The sequence below is a fragment of the Mesorhizobium qingshengii genome, assembly GCF_900103325.1.
GTDB lineage: Bacteria > Pseudomonadota > Alphaproteobacteria > Rhizobiales > Rhizobiaceae > Mesorhizobium > Mesorhizobium qingshengii.
In genome coordinates this window covers 243,485-264,767 of record NZ_FMXM01000002.1, presented here as the reverse complement: position 1 = coordinate 264,767, position 21,283 = coordinate 243,485, and the positions used below count along the sequence as shown (strand labels likewise).

The 21,283-nt window shown below is 63.0% G+C and carries 24 protein-coding genes; 11 read left to right on the top strand and 13 right to left on the bottom strand.

Features of this window, described 5'->3' with window-relative positions:
* Positions 1-199: 199 nt before the first annotated feature.
* The 7 genes from BLS48_RS01405 to BLS48_RS01375 form a co-directional block, all read right to left on the bottom strand.
* Positions 200-1,003, bottom strand: coding sequence for a DUF72 domain-containing protein (locus BLS48_RS01405; protein WP_091575003.1), 804 nt, complete (start codon positions 1,001-1,003; stop codon positions 200-202).
* Positions 1,004-1,027: 24 nt separating this feature from the next.
* On the bottom strand, positions 1,028-1,498 hold the full coding sequence (locus BLS48_RS01400; protein ID WP_091575001.1) for a GNAT family N-acetyltransferase: 471 nt from the start codon (positions 1,496-1,498) through the stop codon (positions 1,028-1,030).
* A gap of 34 nt (positions 1,499-1,532) precedes the next feature.
* Entirely contained in the window at positions 1,533-4,454 is a 2,922-nt protein-coding gene (gene uvrA / locus BLS48_RS01395; protein ID WP_091574998.1) for an excinuclease ABC subunit UvrA, read from the bottom strand.
* 693 nt (positions 4,455-5,147) lie between these two features.
* A complete protein-coding gene (locus BLS48_RS01390; RefSeq protein WP_244529504.1) occupies positions 5,148-5,381 on the bottom strand; it encodes a hypothetical protein in 234 nt (77 codons plus the stop codon).
* Between the two features lie 163 nt (positions 5,382-5,544).
* Entirely contained in the window at positions 5,545-6,150 is a 606-nt protein-coding gene (locus BLS48_RS01385; protein ID WP_091574993.1) for an ATP-dependent Clp protease proteolytic subunit, read from the bottom strand.
* A gap of 21 nt (positions 6,151-6,171) precedes the next feature.
* The gene (locus tag BLS48_RS01380) at positions 6,172-6,654 is read right to left on the bottom strand and encodes an SRPBCC family protein (protein ID WP_091575615.1); all 483 of its coding nucleotides are present in this window, start codon (positions 6,652-6,654) and stop codon (positions 6,172-6,174) included.
* Between the two features lie 14 nt (positions 6,655-6,668).
* Positions 6,669-6,983: an ArsR/SmtB family transcription factor gene (locus BLS48_RS01375; protein WP_091575614.1), complete on the bottom strand. Its 315-nt coding sequence runs from the start codon at positions 6,981-6,983 to the stop codon at positions 6,669-6,671.
* A 224-nt stretch (positions 6,984-7,207) separates the two neighbouring features.
* On the opposite strand from BLS48_RS01375, the gene BLS48_RS01370 reads away from it, so the two are divergent.
* Positions 7,208-7,723, top strand: a complete 516-nt coding sequence (locus tag BLS48_RS01370; RefSeq protein WP_091574991.1) for a single-stranded DNA-binding protein — start codon at positions 7,208-7,210, stop codon at positions 7,721-7,723.
* Positions 7,724-7,859: 136 nt separating this feature from the next.
* Positions 7,860-8,285, top strand: coding sequence for an OsmC family protein (locus tag BLS48_RS01365; protein ID WP_091574989.1), 426 nt, complete (start codon positions 7,860-7,862; stop codon positions 8,283-8,285).
* A gap of 26 nt (positions 8,286-8,311) precedes the next feature.
* Here the strand turns inward: BLS48_RS01365 and BLS48_RS01360 are convergent, their stop codons facing one another.
* From BLS48_RS01360 to BLS48_RS01350, 3 genes are all read right to left on the bottom strand, one after another.
* Positions 8,312-8,941 (bottom strand): MarC family protein, encoded by a 630-nt coding sequence (locus tag BLS48_RS01360; RefSeq protein WP_091574986.1) that lies wholly within the window; start codon positions 8,939-8,941, stop codon positions 8,312-8,314.
* A gap of 103 nt (positions 8,942-9,044) precedes the next feature.
* Positions 9,045-9,422: a VOC family protein gene (locus BLS48_RS01355; RefSeq protein WP_091575613.1), complete on the bottom strand. Its 378-nt coding sequence runs from the start codon at positions 9,420-9,422 to the stop codon at positions 9,045-9,047.
* Between the two features lie 32 nt (positions 9,423-9,454).
* Entirely contained in the window at positions 9,455-10,006 is a 552-nt protein-coding gene (locus BLS48_RS01350; RefSeq protein ID WP_091574984.1) for a hypothetical protein, read from the bottom strand.
* Positions 10,007-10,091: 85 nt separating this feature from the next.
* On the opposite strand from BLS48_RS01350, the gene BLS48_RS01345 reads away from it, so the two are divergent.
* Positions 10,092-10,991 (top strand): helix-turn-helix transcriptional regulator, encoded by a 900-nt coding sequence (locus BLS48_RS01345; protein ID WP_091574982.1) that lies wholly within the window; start codon positions 10,092-10,094, stop codon positions 10,989-10,991.
* Here BLS48_RS01345 and BLS48_RS01340 read toward each other — a convergent pair.
* Together BLS48_RS01340 and BLS48_RS01335 are read right to left on the bottom strand one after the other, a co-directional pair.
* Positions 10,955-11,575, bottom strand: coding sequence for a ParB-like protein (locus BLS48_RS01340; RefSeq protein ID WP_091574979.1), 621 nt, complete (start codon positions 11,573-11,575; stop codon positions 10,955-10,957). The genes BLS48_RS01345 and BLS48_RS01340 overlap by 37 nt on opposite strands.
* Positions 11,572-13,350, bottom strand: coding sequence for a SulP family inorganic anion transporter (locus BLS48_RS01335; protein WP_091574977.1), 1,779 nt, complete (start codon positions 13,348-13,350; stop codon positions 11,572-11,574). The genes BLS48_RS01340 and BLS48_RS01335 overlap by 4 nt, the downstream gene beginning before the upstream one ends.
* Before the next feature lie 132 nt (positions 13,351-13,482).
* Between BLS48_RS01335 and gyrA the strand changes: the two genes are divergently transcribed.
* Complete coding sequence (gene gyrA, locus BLS48_RS01330) at positions 13,483-16,287, top strand: DNA gyrase subunit A (RefSeq protein WP_091574974.1); 2,805 nt, start codon at positions 13,483-13,485, stop codon at positions 16,285-16,287.
* A 69-nt stretch (positions 16,288-16,356) separates the two neighbouring features.
* On the opposite strand, the gene BLS48_RS01325 is transcribed toward gyrA, so the two are convergent.
* Complete coding sequence (locus BLS48_RS01325; RefSeq protein WP_082525247.1) at positions 16,357-16,509, bottom strand: hypothetical protein; 153 nt, start codon at positions 16,507-16,509, stop codon at positions 16,357-16,359.
* A gap of 194 nt (positions 16,510-16,703) precedes the next feature.
* Between BLS48_RS01325 and coaD the strand changes: the two genes are divergently transcribed.
* From coaD to tgt, 7 genes are all read left to right on the top strand, one after another.
* Complete coding sequence (coaD, locus tag BLS48_RS01320; protein WP_091574972.1) at positions 16,704-17,204, top strand: pantetheine-phosphate adenylyltransferase; 501 nt, start codon at positions 16,704-16,706, stop codon at positions 17,202-17,204.
* Positions 17,205-17,269: 65 nt separating this feature from the next.
* Positions 17,270-17,809 (top strand): peptidylprolyl isomerase, encoded by a 540-nt coding sequence (locus BLS48_RS01315; protein ID WP_244529503.1) that lies wholly within the window; start codon positions 17,270-17,272, stop codon positions 17,807-17,809.
* 27 nt (positions 17,810-17,836) lie between these two features.
* On the top strand, positions 17,837-18,349 hold the full coding sequence (locus BLS48_RS01310; RefSeq protein WP_091574968.1) for a peptidylprolyl isomerase: 513 nt from the start codon (positions 17,837-17,839) through the stop codon (positions 18,347-18,349).
* 12 nt (positions 18,350-18,361) lie between these two features.
* Entirely contained in the window at positions 18,362-18,811 is a 450-nt protein-coding gene (locus tag BLS48_RS01305; RefSeq protein WP_091574965.1) for a DMT family transporter, read from the top strand.
* A complete protein-coding gene (queA, locus tag BLS48_RS01300) occupies positions 18,811-19,899 on the top strand; it encodes a tRNA preQ1(34) S-adenosylmethionine ribosyltransferase-isomerase QueA (protein ID WP_091574963.1) in 1,089 nt (362 codons plus the stop codon). Before BLS48_RS01305 ends, queA begins: the two co-directional genes overlap by 1 nt.
* Positions 19,889-20,158 (top strand): hypothetical protein, encoded by a 270-nt coding sequence (locus BLS48_RS01295; RefSeq protein WP_091574960.1) that lies wholly within the window; start codon positions 19,889-19,891, stop codon positions 20,156-20,158. The genes queA and BLS48_RS01295 overlap by 11 nt, the downstream gene beginning before the upstream one ends.
* Entirely contained in the window at positions 20,151-21,281 is a 1,131-nt protein-coding gene (tgt, locus tag BLS48_RS01290) for a tRNA guanosine(34) transglycosylase Tgt (protein WP_091574958.1), read from the top strand. The genes BLS48_RS01295 and tgt overlap by 8 nt, the downstream gene beginning before the upstream one ends.
* Positions 21,282-21,283: the final 2 nt, after the last annotated feature.

Sequence of the window (21,283 nt, the reverse complement as noted above, 5' to 3'; positions counted from 1 at the left end):
CCCCTCGTTCCTTGCCCGCGGCGGTCCCGGATATGCGACTTGGCCGCGCTGGATTCATGCAGCAAGGAGGTATCGATAAGGTTACGATGAGGGCGAAGATGCGCGATTCCGCTGCGTCAAAGCATCTGACTCAAAGTGGAAACCGGTTTTGGGATCCGATGCTAAAGAGAAGAAGCTGAAGGGCAGTCGTCCCCGCCCTCTAGCTCACGCGTTTCATCAGCGCCATCGCCCCGAACGGCGCGCGGACCTTGCCCTCGGTGATGAAGTAGACGAACACGTCGCGTGGCTGCACGGGCGCCTCGGTGGCGGGATCGGCGCGCGGCAGGTCGGTTGGCACCTTGCCCTCTGCCCATGTCTTTGCTCGCGCTGCCCACTCATCGAGACCTTTCGGCGTGTAGCAGTCCGGATTGTCATCGCTACCGGTCTGCAGCCGGGCATAGATGAAATCGCCGGTGACATCGGCGATTGCAGGATATTTGGCATGGTCGGCATAGACGATTGCCGCCTTGTATTTGCGGGCAAGCGCGGCGAATTCCGGCACGATGAAGCTGTCGTTGCGGACCTCGACCGCATGGCGCAGCGCAACACCGTCCTGCTTTGCCGGAAGCAGTTTCAGAAAGGCTTCGAAATCATCGGGATCGAATTTCTTGGTCGGCGCGAACTGCCACAGGATCGGTCCGAGCTTTTCGCCGAGTGCGGCAACGCCCGAGCCAAGGAAACGCATCATCGATTCGCCGGCCTCGCCGAGCACGCGGCGGTTGGTGACGAAGCGGTTGCCCTTCAGCGCATAGACGAATCCGTCCGGCGCCTCGCTTGCCCATTTGACGAAGGTCGGCTCCTTGAAGCTCGAATAATAGGTGCCGTTGACCTCGATGCTCGGCACTTGCCGGCTGGCATAGTGCAGTTGCTTCGCCTTCGACAGTTTGTCGGGATAGAAGGACGTGTCCCAGGGCTCGAAGGTCCAGCCGCCCATGCCGGCGCGGATCTTTCCCGATTTGCTCATGTCATCCTCCCGTGTTCAGAAAAATCAGGCCGTCGTGGTTTCGTCGACCGGTTTTGCCATGTCGACGAGCATCCATCCTGGCCGGTAGGGATTGGGCCGGCGACCCGTTTCGTGGAAACCGTAGGCCAGGTAGAGCGCGATGTTCCGCTCCATCCTGGCGTTGGTGTAGAGCCGCACCTCGGGCAAGCCCCACAGGCGGGTTTGCTCATCCGCGTGCTTGAGCAGCGCGATGCCGAAACCTTTGCCCTGAAAGCCGGGGGCGACGGCAACGGAGAAGATCATCGCGTGATCGTCATGCCGTTCGAGCGTCAGCAGTCCAGCCAACTCCCCGCCATTCTCCAAGAGCCAGACCTCACCGCGCGCGATGCGCGGCGCATAATCCTCGGTGACCGGGATCGGCGGTGCACCGAACAGCGCGGTGTAGGGCGCGTAGGCCGCCGTAGTCAGCGAGATGACAGTTTGGAGATCACCGGCAAGCGCTCTTCTGATGGTCATTCAAAAGCTCTCCAGGCGCCAGCCGGTTCGACCATCACTCCGCCGCTTCGCGTTTGCCTCCCGGGCGCCGTTCCAGAAGCTCCTTGAGGAACTGGCCGGTGTAGCTGCGCTTTTCGCGCACGATCGCTTCCGGGGTGCCGGACGCCACCAGTTCGCCGCCGCCGTCGCCACCTTCGGGGCCGAGATCCAGCACCCAGTCGGCGGTCTTGATCACCTCGAGATTGTGCTCGATGACCACCACCGTGTTGCCCTGGTCGACCAGTTCATGCAGCACCTCCAGGAGTTTGGCGACGTCGTGGAAATGCAGGCCGGTGGTCGGCTCGTCGAGGATGTAGAGTGTCTTGCCGGTCGCCTTGCGCGACAGTTCCTTGGCGAGCTTGATGCGCTGCGCCTCGCCGCCGGACAGCGTCGTCGCCTGCTGGCCGATATGGATATAGCCAAGGCCGACCTGCTTCAGCGTGTCGAGCTTGTCGCGCACGCCGGGAACGGCGGCGAAGAAATCGACGCCTTCCTCGACCGTCATGTCGAGCACGTCGGCGATCGACTTGCCCTTGAACAGGACGTCGAGCGTCTCGCGGTTGTAGCGCTTGCCGTGGCAGACGTCGCAGGTGACGTAGACGTCGGGCAGGAAGTGCATCTCGATCTTGATGACGCCGTCGCCCTGGCAGGCCTCGCAGCGGCCGCCCTTGACGTTGAACGAGAAGCGGCCGGGCTGATAGCCGCGCGCCTTGGCTTCGGGAAGGCCGGCGAACCAGTCACGGATAGGCGTGAAGGCACCGGTATAGGTGGCCGGGTTGGAGCGCGGCGTCCGTCCGATCGGCGACTGGTCGATGTCGATGACCTTGTCGAGGAATTCGAGACCCTCGATGCGGTCGTGCTCGGCGGGATGTTCGCGCGAGCCCATGATGCGGCGCGACGCGGCCTTGAATAGCGTCTCGATCAGGAAGGTCGACTTGCCGCCGCCCGACACGCCGGTCACGGCGGTGAAGGTGCCGAGCGGGATTTCGGCGGTCACGTTCTTCAGATTGTTGCCGCGCGCGCCGACGATCTTCAGGCGCCGGTTCTTCCTGGCCTCGCGCCGCACACCGGGCGTCGCCACTTCCAATGCGCCCGACAGGTACTTGCCGGTGATCGAATTGGGATTGGCCATGACCTGCTGCGGCGTTCCCTGGGCGATGATCTCGCCGCCATGGATGCCGGCGGCCGGACCCATGTCGACGACATAGTCTGCATGCAGGATGGCATCCTCGTCATGCTCGACGACGATCACCGTGTTGCCGATGTCGCGCAGGTGCTTCAGCGTGTCGAGCAGGCGGGCGTTGTCGCGCTGGTGCAGGCCGATCGACGGCTCGTCCAGAACATAGAGCACGCCGGTGAGGCCGGAGCCGATCTGCGAGGCCAGCCTGATGCGCTGGCTTTCGCCGCCCGACAGCGTGCCGGAATTGCGCGACAGCGTCAGATAGTCGAGCCCGACATCGTTGAGGAAGCGCAGCCGCTCGCGGATCTCCTTGAGAACGCGCACCGCGATCTCGTTCTGCTTGTCGTTGAGCGACGCCGGCAGGTCAGTGAACCACTGGTCGGCCTTGCGGATGGAAAGCTCGGTGACTTCGCCGATATGCTTGCCAGCGATTTTCACGGCCAGCGACTCGGGCTTCAACCGATAGCCCTTGCACACCGGGCAAGGGGTGGCCGACATGAAGCGCTCGATTTCCTCGCGCATCCAGGCGGATTCGGTCTCCTTCCAGCGTCGCTCGAGATTGGGAATGACGCCCTCGAAAGTCTTGGTCGTCTTGTAGGAGCGCAGGCCGTCATCATACTGGAAGGTGATCTCGCGCTCGCCGGTGCCGCGCAGGATGGCTTCCTGAGCTTCAACCGTCAGGTCCTTGAATTTGTCGCCGAGCTTGAAGCCATAGGCCTTGCCGAGTGCTTCCAGCGTCTGTGCGTAGTAGGGCGAGGTCGACTTCGCCCACGGGCTGACGGCGCCGTCGCGCAGCGATACGTTCTCGTCGGGCACGACGAGGTTGGGATCGATGGCGCGCTGGCTGCCGAGGCCGTCGCAGGTCGGGCAGGCGCCGAACGGGTTGTTGAAGGAGAACAGGCGCGGCTCGATCTCGGGAATGGTGAAGCCGGAGACTGGGCAAGCGAATTTTTCCGAGAACAGGATGCGCTCATGCGTCTCGTTCTTCGACTTGTTGACCGAATCCTCGCCGGTCTGGCTGGCGTCGAGCGGTTTGTCGGCAAATTCGGCCACCGCCAGCCCGTCGGCCAGCTTCAGCGCCGTCTCGATGGAGTCGGCGAGCCGGGTCGCCAGATCGCCGCGCACGACGATGCGGTCGACGACGACGTCGAGGTCGTGCTTGTACTTCTTGTCAAGCGCCGGCACGTCGGCGATCTCATAGAAGACGCCGTCGACCTTGACGCGCTGAAAGCCCTTCTTCTGCAACTCCAGCAATTCCTTGCGGTACTCGCCCTTACGGCCGCGCACCATCGGCGCCAGGATGAACAGGCGCGTGCCTTCCTCGACGGCCAGCACGCGGTCGACCATTTGGCTGACCGTCTGGCTTTCGATTGGCAGGCCGGTAGCCGGCGAATAAGGGATGCCGACGCGCGCGAAGAGCAGGCGCATATAGTCGTAGATCTCGGTGACGGTGCCGACCGTCGAACGTGGGTTCTTCGAGGTGGTCTTCTGCTCGATGGAGATGGCGGGCGACAGGCCATCGATCTGATCGACGTCCGGCTTCTGCATCATTTCGAGGAATTGCCGCGCGTAGGCCGAAAGGCTTTCGACATAGCGGCGCTGGCCTTCGGCGTAGATGGTGTCGAAGGCAAGCGACGATTTGCCGGAACCCGACAGGCCGGTCATGACAATCAGGCTGTCACGCGGCAGGTCGAGATCGACATTCTTCAAATTATGTTCGCGCGCCCCGCGAATGGAAAGGTACTTATGGTCGGCCATCGCCGGTCGCCGCCTCAAATCTGGAATTCGTGGGATTGGCGGGTATCTCCCGGCCATCCCCTATGTAGGTCTTTTTGCCGCCACGTCGAGAGACGCCACAAACTCTCGATCAGAAGCGTTTAACCGTCTTTCGCGCGAAGGGGCAAGCAGAAAGAACAAAGGCCGAACATGCTCCTGACAAAAGCTGTGCATCCCATGTTGGTCGGCGGGCCTGGCGATCACATTTTTCGTAATCGGCTATTGAAAGGTTGACGTCCCCGACTCAGGGGAGCAGACTCCGACAGTCAACGGAGCCGGCCGTCTTTCGATGGCCTCGCCGCTCAAAGGCGGTCTGCGAGACGCCGCAGGCATTCGCGATTAGCGCTTCGGGACGACAACGTCGCAACGGACAAGGAGCGGAGCATGACGCCACCGGACAGTCCCTTGAGGCTCCACGTGTCGCTGGAGCCGCGGCAGGCATAAGTGCCAGGGCCAGGCGTTTGCGCCGCCCGACAAACCGTGACCTGCCATATCCCACAAAAATCAGAGACTGCTAGTCGGATCGTCGGTTGAATGCCGCGAAGCATCCGAAATCAAACGCCGGCAGTACACTCCCGGTAAAATATGGATTTTAGATCCAGAAAAGCCCCGTCCGTTGCTCAAAGCACGGCGGGGCTGTTTTTTTGCGCTACAGTCCCCCTTGCATGCGCAACGTCAGTGACGCGGCAGCCCGGTTGCACCAGCGCCCATATCGATAGTGATGCTGCCGGAAATCCTGACATCGGTATCGCCGATCTTGAACTGGCCGTTCCCATTGCTGGGGACCGCATCGTCGGGTTCGGGCTCGGGGGCCGGCTTGGCGATGCGATAATCGCTTGTCACGCCGGGCAGGGCTCCTTGCTGTGGATTTGCCGAACTGTCTTCGGCAAAGGCAGCGCAGCACGTCATGGCCGCGGCGGCAACGCCAGCAATCAGCCGGTTCAAACCAGTGCGTGAAACCTTGAGGAGCATTGGCCAACTATAGTGCCGCGACCGGGCTGAAACCAGAGCGGCGGCGGCAAAAATCGCCGTTGGTCGATCGACCTCGGTTCAGCTCGGCGGCTGCGCGCCGTCACGCCGCCTTTTTGCGCGTATCGAAAACATGGTCGACGATGCCCCAGGCCTGGGCCTCGCTGGCCGTCATGAAGTGGTCGCGATCGAGTGTGCGTTCGACCTCCTCATAGGTGCGGCCGCAATGCTGCGCATAGAGTTCGGCCATGTGCCGCTTCGTCTGGCCGATGCGCTCGGCATGGCGCTGGATGTCGGAGGCCTGACCCTGGAATCCGCCCAGCGGCTGATGCAGCAGGATGGTGGCGTTCGGCAGGGAGATCCGCCGCCCGGCGGTGCCGGCCATCAGCAGGAACGAGGCCATCGAGGCGGCAAAGCCCATGCACACGGTCGACACCGGGCAGTTGATGTATTGCATCGTGTCGTAGATGGCGAAACCGCTGGTCACCACGCCGCCGGGCGAGTTGATGTAGAGCGAAATCTCCTTGTCGGGATTGTCCGATTCCAGCGACAGCAGTTGCGCGCAGACCAGCGCCGAGACGTCGTCGTTGATCTCGCCGTTGATGAAGACGATGCGCTCGCGCAGCAGCCGCGAGAAAATGTCGAAGGCGCGTTCGCCGCGGCTCGATTGCTCGATCACCATCGGCACCAGATTGGCAACACCGCTCATAGTCTTCTCCATTGTCCTTGTTCAGGCCGCGCGCTGCATCAGCAGAGGCGTGTTCGCGGCGATGGGTTTTCGGGCCTTGCGCAACCCCAGCGAAAGCCGGCAGCCGGCGCCTGCCATGGCAACAGCGGGCATCGCCTTGCGAGCAAAGCCATCATGAACAATGCGCAGATGCGTGCCGCCGGAAATGGTGCGGGCGAGTGTGAAGGTGACGGTGCTGTCGAGCGGGTCCTGCGGCGCGGCATCGCCTGGCTGCGGCCGCTCGCGCCAGGAATAACGCAAAAGTCGTTCGGGCTCGGCGTCGAGAATTTCGCATTCGATCGGCGCACCCGGTCCGGCGAAGGCAAAACGATTGCCGATCTCCGGCCTGATGTCGTTCGGCATCATCCAGGCGGCGAGCAGTTCCGGCATAGTCAGCGCCCGCCACACCTTTTCCGGCGGCTCGGCAAGGTCATATTCGAACTCGAGTGCATCAGGAGCGACTTCGCTTTGGCTTTCGCCGGTCATTGATCCCGTGTCCTTCATTGATCCATGTCCTTCAAAACCGCCTTCAGCCTCTCGATGCGCTCGGGCCAGAAGGTCCGGTAGCGTTCGATCCAGGAGAGCAGGGGGGCAAGCCCTTGCGGATCGGCACGGTAGTAGGCGTTGCGGCCGGCCCGCCGCTCGACCACCAGGCCAGCGCCGCGCAGCACCGCCAGATGCTGCGACACCGCCGGCTGCGACACCGTCATGCCGCTGCGCAGTTCCGACACGCTCATCTCGCTGGTGGCGAGGCGCTCGTAGACGGCGCGGCGCGTCGGGTCGGCCAGGGCCCGGAAAATCTCTGCTTCGATCATGGCAAAACATAAGTCGATACTTATCGATTTGGCAAGCACTGTTTTGAAACCCATATGAGGGCTCGGGCATTGCTGCCATTCCTTGACAATCAGCGGTGCTGCATATAGGAACGAAAAGGGAACAAAAACCTTGTGGGAAAAGGCAGCCACAGCAGGCGAGGTTCGGCCGGAGCCTGTAAGGTGCGCCAATAAAAAATTGTTTCGGATGAGCGCGGAGAAGTAAGATGGCGGGTAGCGTCAACAAAGTCATTCTGGTCGGCAATCTCGGCGCGGACCCTGAAGTCCGCCGGCTGAACTCCGGCGAGCCGGTTGTCAACATTCGCATTGCGACGTCGGAAAGCTGGCGTGACAAGAATTCCGGCGAGCGCAAGGAGAAGACCGAGTGGCACAACGTCGTCATCTTCAATGACCAGCTCGCCAAGGTGGCCGAGCAGTATCTGAAGAAGGGCATGAAGGTCTATGTCGAGGGCCAGCTGCAGACGCGCAAATGGCAGGACCAGACCGGCAACGACAAGTACACGACGGAAGTCGTTCTGCAGAAATTCCGTGGCGAGCTGCAGATGCTCGACGCGCGCGGGCAGGGCGAAGGTGGCCAGGTCGGCGGCTATTCCGGTGGCGGCAGCAACCGTGGTTCCGATTTCGGCCAGTCCAGCCCGAGCGAAGGCTTCAATCGTGGCGGCGGCGCTCCCAAGGGTGGCGGCGGTTCGTCGCGCGAGCTGGATGACGAAATCCCGTTCTGATCGCAACGTCGAACGCCATTTTTGGCTTAAGTCAAGCGCAATGCCCCGAGAGTCGTTCATGGACTTTCGGGGTTTTGCGTTGTCGAATTGAGCGCTGACTTAGCGATCAAGGAAATATGGTGAAAGGAAGAGTTCTGTGAAAGCACGGGTCAAATGGGTCGAGGAGCGCACCTTCGTCGGTGAGTCCGCTAGCGGTCACAAACTGGTGCTGGGAACCGCGTTTGGACCGGAAGGCAAGACGCCAGGCCCCAGCCCGATGGAACTGGTGCTGATCGGCACCGGCGGCTGTTCGGCCTATGACGTGGTGCATATACTCGAAAAGGGGCGCGAGGCGGTCGAGGACTGCGTCGTCGAGCTCGACGCCGACCGGGCCGAAACCGAGCCCAGGGTTTTCACGCGCATCCACATGCATTTCATCGTCAAGGGCCGGTCGCTGTCCACCGACAAGGTCAAACGGGCGATCAACCTTTCGATCGAAAAATACTGCTCAGCCTCCGCGATGCTGGCCAAGACCGCCACCATCACCCATGATTTCGAAGTGATCGATACGACGGCGAAGTAGGGGCCGGCCTCAGGGTTGGTCGCGCACTACCCTGCCATCAGCGCCTTGATGCCGTCGGCGACGAACTGCACGGCAAGCGCCGCCAGGATGACACCGAGCAATCGCGTCAGGATCGAACGGCCGGTCTGGCCGAGGATGCGGTCGATGCGTTCCGACAGCACGAACACCAGATAGGTGATGGCGAGGCAGACGAAGATGATGCCGACCAGCGCCGCTTGGGCGCCAAATCCCTGGAATGAACCGGACAAAAGCACCGTCGCCGAAATGGCGCCGGGGCCGGCGATCAGCGGGATCGCCAGCGGAAAGGCGGCGATGTTGTGGATCATGTCCTTGGTGATGGCGACGTCGCCGATCTTCTCCTTGCGGTCCTGCCTGCGCTCGAACACCATTTCGAAGGCGATGAAGAACAGCAGGAAGCCGCCAGCGACGCGGAAGGCCGGGAGCGTGATGCCGAACACCGACAGGATCGAGGCGCCGGCGACCGCGAACAGCGCCATCACCAGGAAGCCGATGATCGAGGCGCGGACGGAAACCTGCTGGCGCTCCTCGCGGTTCATGCCGCGTGTCACGGCGAGGAAAAGCGGCGCCAGGCCAGGCGGATCGATGGTCACGAGAATGGTGACGAAGGCGTTGAACAGGCTGTCGAAATTCGGCATCTCTGACCCCTCCCACCGGGCAGAGCCCGCACCATGGTATTGGTAGAGCAAAGCCCGGTCGGTGGGAACTGTCGGAGCGACGATACTGGAGACTTGACTGGTTTCAGCCGGCAGCGCTGCAATAGGCCTCGAGGCGATAGCCGTCCGGATCGATGACAAAGGCGGCATAATAGTTTTCACCATAGTCGGCGCGCAGGCCCGGCGTTCCATTGTCGCTGCCACCTTCGCGCAGTGCACCGGCATAAAAGGCATCGACGCCGCCTCGCGTTGGCGCGGCGAAGCAGAAATGCAGGCCGGACTTTTCGTCTGCCGGTACCGGCTGCGGCGCTTCGTTGACCCATAGCGCGACGCTCTGTGCGCCATAGCCGAGCGAGCCCGGGGATTGGCTGAGACAGCTGTAGCCAGGCGGCTTCAGCGCGGCGTCATAAAAACGCTTGGATGTTGCCGCGTCGCGGACACCGATCGAGATGTGATCGAACATATTTTTCTCCATTGATACAATGCCTTGTGGCGTCAGGTTGTTGTCGCTCGGCGCGCCAGGAACTCGACCTCCAGCCGCCATGTCTCGCCGTTGTCTTGTGAGCGTTCGCCAAGCCAGCGGAAGCTGCTGTCGGTGATGCGGGAAAAACTCCAGCGCACCGAAGAGCCGGTGCCGTCGGCGCCCACCTGCACGATCGTGTCGCCCTCGGCGCGACCGAGCTGGCGGCTAAAATACTGGTTGCGCGGATCGCTCCAGAAAATGTGCCAGGCGTCCGCGCCAGGATCGTAGACCCGCAGCGTCGTGCCATAAAAAGTCCATTTGCCGAGCGAGGGCGAGGGGCCGGCGTCGCGCGCGGGCAGGATCCACACATCCTGGATCGCGCGGCCTTCCAGCACCCAACCGAAATGCACCTCGCCGCGCCCGGTCAGAACGGTGCCGTCCTCGAGATGACGCGATGCCTCGAACGTCCAGGCGCCGACGAAGCGGCCGTAAAGGTTCAGTTGTTCGGCAAGCCCTTCTGCTGGTCCTGGGCTGTGCAAGGCTTGTGCAAAGGAAGATTGGGCAAAGGAGGATTGGTCGAACATGGTTACAGTCTCTTCTTGTCAGGAGACCCGGAAGGGTAGGCGGTGACGGGGTTCTGGGCTTGGGAAAAATTGCTATAGTTCGGCCATGACAGCGACCACGCACGCACTCGCATCCGGACCCGGCTGGCAGGTGTCGGACGTGGTGTGCACAGCCGGAGCCGGCGACCGGCCATTCGAGGAAACACACCGGGATTTCTGCGTCGCCTTGGTCACCAGCGGCACGTTCCGTTATCGCGCGCAACAAGGTACGGCGATGCTGGCGCCCGGTTCCCTTCTGCTTGGCAATCCCGGCACATGCTACGAGTGCGGGCACGAGCATGGCAGCGGTGACCGTTGCCTCTCGTTCCATTTTGGGCCGGCCTACATGGAGCGGATCGCCGCCGACGTGCCGGGCGCCAGGAAACTGGCCTTCGAGGCGGCACGTTTGCCGCCCTTGCCGGCCTTGGCGCCACTGCTGGCCACGGCGGAAGCCGCGCGAGACATGGCCGACAACGACGCCTTCGAGGAACTTTCCCTACGCATCGCAGGTGCGTCAGTGACGGCCGCCACCGACGCCACGCCTGTCAGGCGCGCGCCGAGCCGCCGTGATCAGAAACGGGTTGCCGAAGCGGTGCGGCGGATCGAACTGGATGCCGACGGGCTGGTCTCGCTTTCGGCGCTTGCCGAGGAGACGGCGACCAGCCCCTATCATTTCCTGCGGATTTTCCGCCAGGTCACCGGGATGACGCCCTACCAATTCCTGCTGCGGACACGGCTGCATCGCGCGGCGGTGCGGCTGCGTATGGCGAACGAGACGGTCTCGGTGATCGCCTTCGAGGCCGGCTTCAACGATCTGTCGACTTTCAACCGTCGTTTTCGGCGCGTCATGGGTGAGACGCCCGGCGACTATCGCACCCGCCGGCCAAACAGCGCCTTGCCGGCCACATCCGCCGTCGCGGCCCTGCCAGGTCAGTCCGACGTCGGGCCGCACCAGCCCGGCAGATAGTCCGCGTCCTTGCCCTTGGCCAGCGTCACTGCCTCCTTCATCGTCTTGTCGAAGTTTTTCCCCACGACGTCCGGGTCTATGCGCCGGCGCAGGAAATCCGCCCACAGGAATTCGCTGAACGGGGTCGTGTCCTTGGCGAAGCCGCCTTGCCGGCGCAACTCACCCGCCATGCTTCGGTAGGGATCGTCGACCAGTTCAGCCATGGTTTTCGGAATGGCGCCGTAGTCGCGCCGCCGACCCGTTTCGTCGAACGGATGCATCCAGCCGCGATTGTCGAGCACAACGAAAAAGGCATCCTTGTCGAGCGACGACAGGTCGCTGGTCACCGTGACGAAGACATCCTTGATACCTTCCTCGAGCAGGGCGCGGGCGAGATGGTGGTGATCGGTGACGTAGTTGCGCTTCTTTGGCCCCAGCACGACGGGGACCATGTGCCTGCCGAGAAAAGTGCCGGTCTTCCTGGCACTCTGCGACCGGATCATCTGGCGTTTCAAGGCCACTTCCCGCATACCAACGGTGATCTGCGTCGGCCGCAAATCCTTGACGGCGACGGCGTTCAGCAGATGCTCTCTTTGGGTGGTCATGTCCGGCTCTCCTGTTTCGGCGACTGCTGACCGGAATGCAGCGCCTTCACGGCCGCGTCGACGCTGTGGAATATCCGTTGCGGGCCGACGAGGTCGATGATGCCAAATCGCGCCAGCGCCGCCTGGGCGCGCAGTGACTCCATCCTGGCAACGGCGAAGATCGCGCCCGCCTTGCGACAATGCGTTATGGTTTCGATCAGTGCCTGGGCGGCGGTGTAGTCGATTTCGACGATGCTGCTGGCCTCCAGCACGACCAGTTTCACGCGTCCATTGCCGGCGTCGACCAGATCACGGAAGCCGCGTTTGAAGCGATCGGCATTGACGAAGGACAAAGGTGCCTGAAACGCGACGACCAGCACGCCGGGCAGCCGTTCAGCGGCATTTCCGACGGTCGGCGGCCACCAGACCGATGTGCCGGGAACCTGCTCCAGTTCGATGGGCTGCGTGCGCGTCGCGCTCCACACCCCATGCAGCAGCGAAAGGCCGATGCCGATCGCCACACCGACCTGTATGGGGAGCACGACGATAGCCGCCATGGTGATGAGGATCAGGAGGAATTCGAGCGGCGCCTGCCGGTAGACATTGGCGAACACCTGCCAACGCAGGATACGCCGAGCCACGAACAACAGCACGCCCGCCAGGGCCGCCTGCGGGACGTTGGCCAGCAAGCCGCCACCGAATGCGCCGAGCGCCAGCACGATTGCGGCGGCGAAGAGGCCTGCCAGTTGCGAATGGCCGCCGGTCTGGGCGGCGATGGCCGTGCGCGGCGGGCTGGCATTGACCGGAAAGCCGGCAAACAGCCCCGAAGCGATGCTGCCGGCGCCAACGCCGACAAAATCGCGGTTGACGTCCGGGGCCTCGCCCTGTTGCGGGACGAAAGAGCGGGCGGTGGCCGCCGTCTGCACCATGACGACGATGGCAATCAGCAACGCCAGCGGAACCAGCGCCTGGATGTCGTCGAGGCGGACCAGCGGCAAGCCGGCACGCGGCAGGCCGTGCGGCAAGGCGCCGAGCACGGCGACGCCCCGATCCGCGAGACCGAAGGCGACGACGGCCAGTGTCGCCAGCACAAGGCCGATCAGCGCGCCGGGGATACGGGCGCTGACGCGCTCGGCGAGGAAGATGATGGCGAACACGCCGAGGCCCAATGCCAGGCTGTAGGGGTTGGTGAGATGAAGGTTGGCGGCGATCTCACCGACGCGCCGCAAGGTTTCGCCGCTTTCGGCGGGCAAGCCAAGCAGCCCTGGCAGTTGCGAGACGATGATGTGGATGGCGATGCCGGCCAGAAAGCCGGTCGTGACCGGCACCGACAAGAGGTCGGCGATCCAGCCGAGGCGCAAGGCCCCGCAAAGAATGACCACCAACCCGACCATCACCGCCAGTGTCGCGGCAAGCGCCAGATACTGGGGCGAGCCGCTGGCGGCAAGCAAGGCAAGACCGCCCGCGAACAGCGGCATGATGGTCGAATCCGCGCCGGCCGAAAGGTAGCGACTGGCGCCGAAGACAGCAAAGGCCAGCGATCCGGCGACGAAGACGAAAAAGCCGATCTCGGGTGCGAAGCCGCCCAGACGAGCCGTGGCCATCTGCTCGGGAATGGCAATCGCGGCCAATGTGAAACCCGCGACGAGATCACCATTGAGATATTTCGGCGTCCACCCACTCAGCGAGCGGAACGGCAGCCACGAGGTCCAGTTCGTCACGCTTGTGGTCCTCGCTCGAGAAACACGCTCCACCTTGGCCTTTGCTTCGGTGGTCGCAAAAAGCACCTCGGCCATATCGTCGCAATTAGTGGTATCCTTTTGAAATTACCACCAAAAATGACACTGGAAAAGTGCCGCGAACATTGGAGTTTCGGGCTTGCTTCCTATATAAGCGTCAAGTGATTCCTGATTAGATTGTGACCCGATTTGACCGACCAGAAGACACCGCGCGGCGCCGAGGGCGGCCCCACCGGCATTGAGCCGATATCCATCGTCGAGGAGATGCAGCGCTCCTATCTCGATTACGCCATGAGCGTGATCGTCAGCCGCGCGTTGCCTGACGTGCGCGACGGCCTGAAGCCGGTGCATCGCCGCATTCTCTTTGCCTCGCATGAGAGCGGTTACCACTGGAACCGCAAGTATGTGAAGTCGGCCCGCCCGGTCGCCGACGTGATGGGTAAATACCATCCGCATGGCGACGCCTCCATCTATGACGCCTTGGTGCGCATGGCGCAGGATTGGTCGCTGCGCGTGCCGCTGATCGACGGGCAGGGCAATTTCGGCTCGATCGACGGCGATCCGCCGGCGGCGATGCGCTACACCGAATCGCGACTGACCAAGGTCGCGCATGAGTTGCTCGAGGACATCGACAAGGACACCGTCGATTTCCAGGACACTTACGATGCCTCCGGCAGTGAACCGAAAGTGCTGCCGGCACGCTTCCCCAATCTGCTGGTCAATGGCTCCGGCGGCATCGCCGTCGGCATGGCGACAAACATTCCGCCGCACAATCTCGGCGAAGTCTGCAACGGCGCGATCGCCATCATCGACAATCCGGCGATCGACCTGCCGGCGCTGATGGAGATCATCCCGGGACCGGATTTCCCGACCGGCGGTATCGTGCTTGGGCGTTCCGGCATCTACAGCGCCTATGCGACCGGCCGTGGCTCGATCGTCATGCGCGGCAAGGTCAACATCGAACAGCGCGGCAACGACCGCGAGTCGATCATCATCACCGAGGTTCCCTACCAGGTGAACAAGTCGTCGATGATCGAGAAGATGGCCGAGCTGGTTCGCGACAAGCGCATCGAGGGCATTTCCGACATTCGCGACGAGAGCGACCGTCAGGGCTACCGCGTCGTGATCGAGCTGAAGCGCGACGCCGTCGCCGACGTCATTCTCAACCAGCTTTACCGCTTCACGCCGCTGCAGACGTCCTTCGGCGCCAACATGGTGGCGCTGAACGGCGGCAAGCCGGAACTGATGACGTTGACGGACATGCTGAAGGCCTTTGTGGCCTTCCGCGAGGAGGTGATCACCCGGCGCACCAAATTCCTGCTGCGCAAGGCGCGTGATCGTGCCCATGTGCTGGTCGGCCTGGCCATCGCCGTCGCCAACATCGACGAGGTCATCAAACTGATCCGCACCGCGCCCGATCCGCAGACGGCGCGCGAGCAGTTGATGGAGCGGCGCTGGCCGTCCGGCGATGTCGAATCGCTGATTCTTTTGATCGACGATCCGCGCCATCGTATCAATGAGGACGGCACCTACAATCTGTCCGAGGAGCAGGCGCGCGCCATCCTCGAGCTGCGCCTGCAGCGCCTGACCGCGCTCGGCCGCGACGAAATCGCCGACGAGTTGAACACGATCGGCGCCGAAATCATCGACTATCTCGACATCTTGTCGTCTCGATCCCGCGTCCAGCAGATCGTCAAGGACGAGCTTGCCGCAGTGCGCGACGAGTTCGGCACGCCACGCCGCACCGAACTCACCGACGGCGGCGCGGACATGGAAGACGAGGACCTGATTCAGCGCGAGGACATGGTCGTGACGGTGAGCCATTCCGGCTACATCAAGCGCGTTCCGTTGTCGCTCTATCGGGCGCAGCGCCGCGGCGGCAAGGGCCGCTCCGGCATGTCGACCAAGGAAGAGGATTTCGTCACCCGGCTGTTCGTCGCCAACACGCACACGCCGGTGCTGTTCTTCTCCTCGCGCGGCATCGTCTACAAGGAGAAGGTCTGGCGGCTACCGATCGGCAACCCGCAGTCGCGCGGCAAGGCGTTGATCAACATGCTGCCGCTGGAGCAAGGCGAACGCATCACCACCATCATGCCGTTGCCCGAGGACGAGACGAGCTGGGGCGAGCTCGACGTGATGTTCGCCACCACGCGGGGCACCGTGCGCCGCAACAAGCTCTCCGACTTCGTCCAGGTCAACCGCAACGGCAAGATCGCCATGAAGCTGGAGGAGGAGGGCGACGAGATCCTCGGCGTCGAGACCTGCACCGACAATGATGACGTGCTTCTGACCGCCAGTTCCGGCCAGTGCATCCGCTTCTCGGTCGGCGACGTGCGCGTCTTCCAGAGCCGCAACTCGGTCGGTGTCCGTGGCATCGCCATGGCCGAAACCGACCGGGTGATTTCCATGGCGGTGATCGAGAATGTCGATGCGCCGCCGGCCGAACGCGCTGCCTATCTCAGGCGAGCGGCGGCCGAACGGCGGCTTGCCGCCGGTATCGCCGCCGGCGAAGAGGAAGAGATCGCGCTGACCAACGAAGAGGTCGGCGAGGAGACGGAGCTTTCCGACGAACGCTACGAGTTCCTGAAGGCACACGAGCAATATGTGCTGACGGTGACCGAATATGGCTACGGCAAGCGCTCGTCGTCCTATGACTTCCGACTGACGGGGCGCGGCGGCAAGGGCATTCGTGCCACCGACGTCTCGAAGACGGCCGAAATCGGCAGGCTGGTTGCGACCTTCCCGGTCGGCAATGACGATCAGATCATGCTGGTGTCGGACGGCGGCACCGTCATCCGGGTGCCGGTCAACGGCATCCGTTTCGCCAGCCGCGCCACCAAGGGCGTGACCATTTTCAACACCGCTGAAGGTGAAAAGGTGGTTTCGGTCGAACGAATATCGGAACCGCAAGCGGACGAGGAAACCGAAGAGAGTGTCGAAGGTGTTGCCTTGACCGATCCGGTGGCGGACACTGGCCCGGATGGAGCGGAGTGAAGTCCGGCTGCGGGTTTTGACATAGCAACGCCGGCCCATGGGGCGGCGCGGCAGCACGTTCAGGCGATATTAGTAGTGACGGTACGGCTTGCGGGGGCCGAAGCCTTCGAAGCGCTTGGTGTTGGCCTTGACGCGGACGCGTTGAGCCTCCTGATGCAGCCCGAATACGGTGGCGATCAGCATGGCGACGGTCATTGCGGTGGCGAGCATGTAGATCAGCATGTGCGTGTTCTCCTGCGCCTTACAACGGATAGATGGGATTTTGGTTTCATCTTATTAAGGTGCAACCTAGTGAACGCTGCGTGAAGGCTTCGTGATCAGCGTGTTCATCTGTCGTTCATGTGGCGGAAAAGGTTCACGGCCGGCGCGCCAATCGGATTTGCCTTTGCGAGAGAGGCTCGCTAGAAGCACCAGCCATGATCGAACGCATCGCCCTCTATGCCGGCTCCTTCGACCCGTTGACCAACGGCCATCTCGACGTGCTGAAGGCGTCGCTGGCCGTGGCCGACATCGTTTACGCGGCGATCGGCATCCATCCCGGCAAGACACCGCTGTTTTCCTTCGAGGAACGGGTGAGGTTGATCGAGACGGCTGCCAATGCGGAATTCGGCCACGATGGCGCCCGCATCAAGGTTGTCGCCTTCGACGGGCTGGTCATCGATGCCGCCAGGAAACAGGGCGCCTCGATCATGATCCGCGGCCTGCGCGACGGCACCGACCTCGACTATGAGATGCAGATGGCCGGCATGAACGAGACCATGGCGCCTGAGCTGCAGACGGTTTTTCTGCCCGCCAGTCCGTCCGTGCGCACCATTACCGCCACACTTGTCCGCCAGATTGCCTCGATGGGAGGCGATATCCGCCCCTTCGTGCCCGCGGCGGTTGCTGGTGCGCTCACCGCCAAATTCGCAAAATAAGTTTCTCGGAGAAGACCATGCAGCTGAAAAAGCTCGCCTCGTTCCTCGTTGTGCTTGCCGGTCTGATGACCGCATCGGTTTCGGCTTTCGCCGCCGATCCGGAAAACACCATGATCATCACGCTGAAGGACGGCGACGTCACCATTGCGCTCAGGCCCGACCTCGCGCCCAAGCATGTCGCCCAGATCAAGAAGTTGGTGCGCCAGGGCGCCTATGACGATGTCGCCTTCCACCGCGTCATCGACGGCTTCATGGCACAGACCGGCGACGTCAAGTTCGGCAACATGAAGAAGGGCTTCAGCGCCGAGGCCGTCGGCACCGGCGGCTCCGATCTGCCCGACCTGCCCGCCGAATTCTCGCAGACCGAGCACTACAAGCGCGGCGTGGTCGGCATGGCACGCTCGCAGGACCCCAACTCCGCCAATTCACAGTTCTTCATCATGTTCGCGCCGGCGCCGCCGCTCGATGGCCAGTACACCATCGTCGGCAACGTCGTCAGCGGCATGGAACTGGTGGACCATATCAAGAAGGGCGACGAAGCGGACAACGGTACGGTCACCGACCCCGACCGGATGATCAAGGTGCGCATCGCCGCCGACAAATAAATCTGTTTTCTCAAAAGGATATCTGACATGGCCGAAATCAAGGACCGCGAGAACGCGCTCATCATGGAAACGACCAAGGGCAAGGTCGTCATCGAACTTTTCCCAGACCTGGCGCCCGGCCATGTCGGCCGCATCAAGGAACTGGCCCGCGAAGGCGCCTATGACGGCGTGGTCTTCCACCGCGTCATCGAAGGCTTCATGGCGCAGACCGGCGACGTCAAGTTCGGCAATTCCAGCAAGCCCTCCTTCGCGCCGTCGCGCGCCGGCATGGGCGGCTCCGACAAGCCGGACCTGAAGGCCGAATTCTCCAACGCCAACCATGGCCGCGGCACCTGCTCGATGGCCCGTTCGCAGAACCCGAATTCGGCCAACTCGCAGTTCTTCATCTGCTTCGACGACGCCGCCTTCCTCAACCGCCAGTACACGGTCTGGGGCCAGGTCATCGAAGGCATGGACAATGTCGACAAGATCAAGCGCGGCGAGCCGGTGCAGGATCCCGACAAGATCGTGTCGCTGAAGGTCGCGGCAGACGTCAAGTAAGGCGAAACGACAATGATGGGCGTCGTCTGGTCGCTTCTCGGCATCGTGTCCGGCGCCTTCATCGCCATCCAGGCGCCGATCAATTCGCAGCTGGCGCGCGACCTGGGACTCCCGGTCGCGGCGGCGGCGTTTTCGTTCCTGTCGGGCGCGGTCGTGCTCGGCATCATTTCCGTCACGGTGGTGAAACTGCAAGGCATCTCACTTGACTGGAAGGCGCCGGCACCATGGCTGTTCGTGGCCGGCGGCATGCTCGGCGGCTTCTATGTCACGCTGTCGACGATCCTGACGCCGCGCATCGGTGCCGCCGCCCTTATGGCGTTTCTCGTAGCCGGCCAGTTGCTGGCTGGCATGCTCATCGACCGCGTCGGCTTTCTGGGCGTCGCGGTGCGTGAGATCTCGCTCGGCCGCGTCGCCGGTGCGGTGCTGCTGCTGGCCGGAGCGCTGCTCGTCCGGCTCTACTGATGCGCGTCGATCTCTTTGACTTTGATCTGCCGGAGGAGCGCATCGCGCTACGCCCGGCAGAGCCGCGCGATTGCGCCAGGATGCTGGTGGTCAAGCCCGGCGAGCGGCTCGATGACCGGACGGTTGGCGATTTGCCTTCCTTGCTCCGCACCGGCGACGTGCTGGTTTTCAACGACACCAAGGTCATTCCGGCTCAGCTCAAAGGCTTCAGACGGCGCGGCGAAGCAGTGGCGCAAGTCGAAGCCACGCTGCACATGCGCATGGCTCCGGACCGCTGGCTGGCCTTCATGCGGCCGGGCAAGCGCATTGCCGCCGGCGACCGCATCCATTTCGGCCATGACGGCAATTCCTGTTTCCTCGGCCAGCTCGATGCCACGGTGATCGAGAAAGGCGAGGGCGGCGAGGCGCTGCTTGGCTTCGATCTGTCGGGCCCCTTCCTGGACGAGGCGCTGCATACGGTCGGCCACATTCCGCTGCCGCCGTATATCGCCTCGAAGCGCGATGATGACGAGCGTGATCGGGCCGACTACCAGACCATCTATGCCAGGGAAGAAGGCGCCGTCGCGGCACCCACGGCGGGCCTGCATTTCACGCCCGAGCTGTTTGCCGCGCTCGACGCCAAGGGTATCGAGCGCCGCTTCGTCACCTTGCATGTCGGCGCCGGTACGTTCCTGCCGGTGAAGGCAGACGATACCGCCGATCACAAGATGCATGCCGAGACCGGTTCGGTCAGCGAGGCCACCGCCGTCGCGCTGAACGTGGCCAAGGCGAGGGGCGGACGCATCATCGCCGTCGGCACGACCTCGCTGCGCCTGCTGGAGAGTGCCGCGCGTGAGGACGGCACTCTGGCTGCCTGGTCCGGCCCGACCGACATCTTCATCACGCCCGGCTACCGCTTTCGCACCGCTGATATGCTGATGACCAATTTCCATCTGCCGCGCTCGACGCTGTTCATGCTGGTTTCCGCCTTCAGTGGCCTCGACACGATGCGAGCGGCCTATGCGCATGCCATCGAGAACCGATACAGGTTCTATTCCTATGGCGACGCAAGCCTGCTTTATCGAGCGGAGACGAGCGATGGACGATGATCTCGACGGCCTGGACCGAGACGCACTGATCGTGGAAGTCAGGAAATTGCGCGCCGGCATTCGCCAGCATCGTGATGCCACCGGGCATGATCTGTGCTGGCATCATCCCGATCTGTGGAATCTTCTGCCGGAAAAGACCGAGCCGGCGATCGCCGTGCCGCCGTGGCCAAAATTCATGCGCGGCTGCATCCGCTACCGCCAGTCGCTCGACGAACAGGCTGCGGGTGCGCCACTACATGACAAGGAATTCAATGGCTAAGCCGTTCACCTTCAAGGTTCTGGCGACTGACGGCAAGGCGCGACGCGGTGTGATCGACATGCCGCGCGGCGAGATCCGCACGCCGGCCTTCATGCCGGTCGGCACCGGTGGCACCGTCAAGACGATGTACATGGATCAGGTACGCGACCTTGGCGCCGACATCATCCTTGGCAATACCTACCATCTGATGCTGCGGCCCGGCGCCGAGCGTGTCGCGCGGCTCGGCGGCCTGCATGAATTCGCCCGCTGGCCGCATCCGATCCTGACCGACAGCGGCGGCTTCCAGGTGATGTCGCTGTCGAAGCTGCGAAAGCTGACCGAGAAGGGCGTCACCTTCCGCTCGCATATCGACGGCGCGGCCTACGAGATGTCGCCGGAGCGATCGATCGAGATCCAGGGGCTGCTCGATTCCGACATCCAGATGCAACTCGACGAATGCACGGCGCTGCCGGCCGAGATGAAGGAGATCGAGCGCGCGATGGAGCTTTCGCTGCGCTGGGCCGAGCGCTGCAAGACGGCGTTTGGCGACCAGCCGGGCAAGGCAATGTTCGGTATCGTGCAAGGCGGCGACAATGCGGCACTCAGGGTGCGGTCGGCGCAGGCGCTGAGCGCGATGGAGCTCAAGGGCTATGCCGTTGGTGGCCTGGCCGTCGGCGAGCCGCAGGCCGTGATGCTCGAGATGCTCGACATCACCTGTCCCGAACTGCCGGCGGACAAGCCACGCTATCTGATGGGTGTCGGCACGCCAGACGATATCCTGAAATCCGTGGCGCGCGGCATCGACATGTTCGATTGCGTTATGCCGACACGGGCTGGCCGGCATGGCCTTGCCTACACCAGGCGCGGCAAGGTCAATCTGCGCAACGCCCGCCATGCCGACGATCCACGTCCGCTCGACGAGCAAAGCGACTGCCCCGCCGCCCGGGATTACTCGCGAGCCTACCTGCATCATCTGGTGCGCTCGCAAGAGGCACTCGGCGCCATGCTGCTCACTTGGAACAATCTTTCCTATTATCAAAAGCTGATGCAGGACATCCGCGCCGCGATAGAGGCCGGCTCCTTCGAGACCCGCGCGGCGGAGATTTCCGAAGGCTGGGCGAGGGGCGATATTCCAGCGATGTAACC

Excerpts from the sequence above, each read along its gene's own strand:
- uvrA (WP_091574998.1), bottom strand. The coding sequence starts at position 4,454 with ATGGCCGACCATAAGTACCTTTCCATTCGCGGGGCGCGCGAACATAAT.
- BLS48_RS01375 (WP_091575614.1), bottom strand. The coding sequence starts at position 6,983 with ATGATCGAAGCAGAGATTTTCCGGGCCCTGGCCGACCCGACGCGCCGC.
- BLS48_RS01355 (WP_091575613.1), bottom strand. The coding sequence starts at position 9,422 with ATGTTCGATCACATCTCGATCGGTGTCCGCGACGCGGCAACATCCAAG.
- BLS48_RS01385 (WP_091574993.1), bottom strand. The coding sequence starts at position 6,150 with ATGAGCGGTGTTGCCAATCTGGTGCCGATGGTGATCGAGCAATCGAGC.
- BLS48_RS01390 (WP_244529504.1), bottom strand. The coding sequence starts at position 5,381 with ATGACGTGCTGCGCTGCCTTTGCCGAAGACAGTTCGGCAAATCCACAG.
- BLS48_RS01340 (WP_091574979.1), bottom strand. The coding sequence starts at position 11,575 with ATGACCACCCAAAGAGAGCATCTGCTGAACGCCGTCGCCGTCAAGGAT.
- BLS48_RS01350 (WP_091574984.1), bottom strand. The coding sequence starts at position 10,006 with ATGTTCGACCAATCCTCCTTTGCCCAATCTTCCTTTGCACAAGCCTTG.
- BLS48_RS01345 (WP_091574982.1), top strand. The coding sequence starts at position 10,092 with ATGACAGCGACCACGCACGCACTCGCATCCGGACCCGGCTGGCAGGTG.
- BLS48_RS01360 (WP_091574986.1), bottom strand. The coding sequence starts at position 8,941 with ATGCCGAATTTCGACAGCCTGTTCAACGCCTTCGTCACCATTCTCGTG.
- BLS48_RS01295 (WP_091574960.1), top strand. The coding sequence starts at position 19,889 with ATGGACGATGATCTCGACGGCCTGGACCGAGACGCACTGATCGTGGAA.
- BLS48_RS01380 (WP_091575615.1), bottom strand. The coding sequence starts at position 6,654 with ATGACCGGCGAAAGCCAAAGCGAAGTCGCTCCTGATGCACTCGAGTTC.
- tgt (WP_091574958.1), top strand. The coding sequence starts at position 20,151 with ATGGCTAAGCCGTTCACCTTCAAGGTTCTGGCGACTGACGGCAAGGCG.
- BLS48_RS01305 (WP_091574965.1), top strand. The coding sequence starts at position 18,362 with ATGATGGGCGTCGTCTGGTCGCTTCTCGGCATCGTGTCCGGCGCCTTC.
- BLS48_RS01400 (WP_091575001.1), bottom strand. The coding sequence starts at position 1,498 with ATGACCATCAGAAGAGCGCTTGCCGGTGATCTCCAAACTGTCATCTCG.
- BLS48_RS01310 (WP_091574968.1), top strand. The coding sequence starts at position 17,837 with ATGGCCGAAATCAAGGACCGCGAGAACGCGCTCATCATGGAAACGACC.
- BLS48_RS01370 (WP_091574991.1), top strand. The coding sequence starts at position 7,208 with ATGGCGGGTAGCGTCAACAAAGTCATTCTGGTCGGCAATCTCGGCGCG.
- BLS48_RS01315 (WP_244529503.1), top strand. The coding sequence starts at position 17,270 with ATGACCGCATCGGTTTCGGCTTTCGCCGCCGATCCGGAAAACACCATG.
- coaD (WP_091574972.1), top strand. The coding sequence starts at position 16,704 with ATGATCGAACGCATCGCCCTCTATGCCGGCTCCTTCGACCCGTTGACC.
- BLS48_RS01325 (WP_082525247.1), bottom strand. The coding sequence starts at position 16,509 with ATGCTGATCTACATGCTCGCCACCGCAATGACCGTCGCCATGCTGATC.
- BLS48_RS01335 (WP_091574977.1), bottom strand. The coding sequence starts at position 13,350 with ATGGCCGAGGTGCTTTTTGCGACCACCGAAGCAAAGGCCAAGGTGGAG.
- queA (WP_091574963.1), top strand. The coding sequence starts at position 18,811 with ATGCGCGTCGATCTCTTTGACTTTGATCTGCCGGAGGAGCGCATCGCG.
- BLS48_RS01405 (WP_091575003.1), bottom strand. The coding sequence starts at position 1,003 with ATGAGCAAATCGGGAAAGATCCGCGCCGGCATGGGCGGCTGGACCTTC.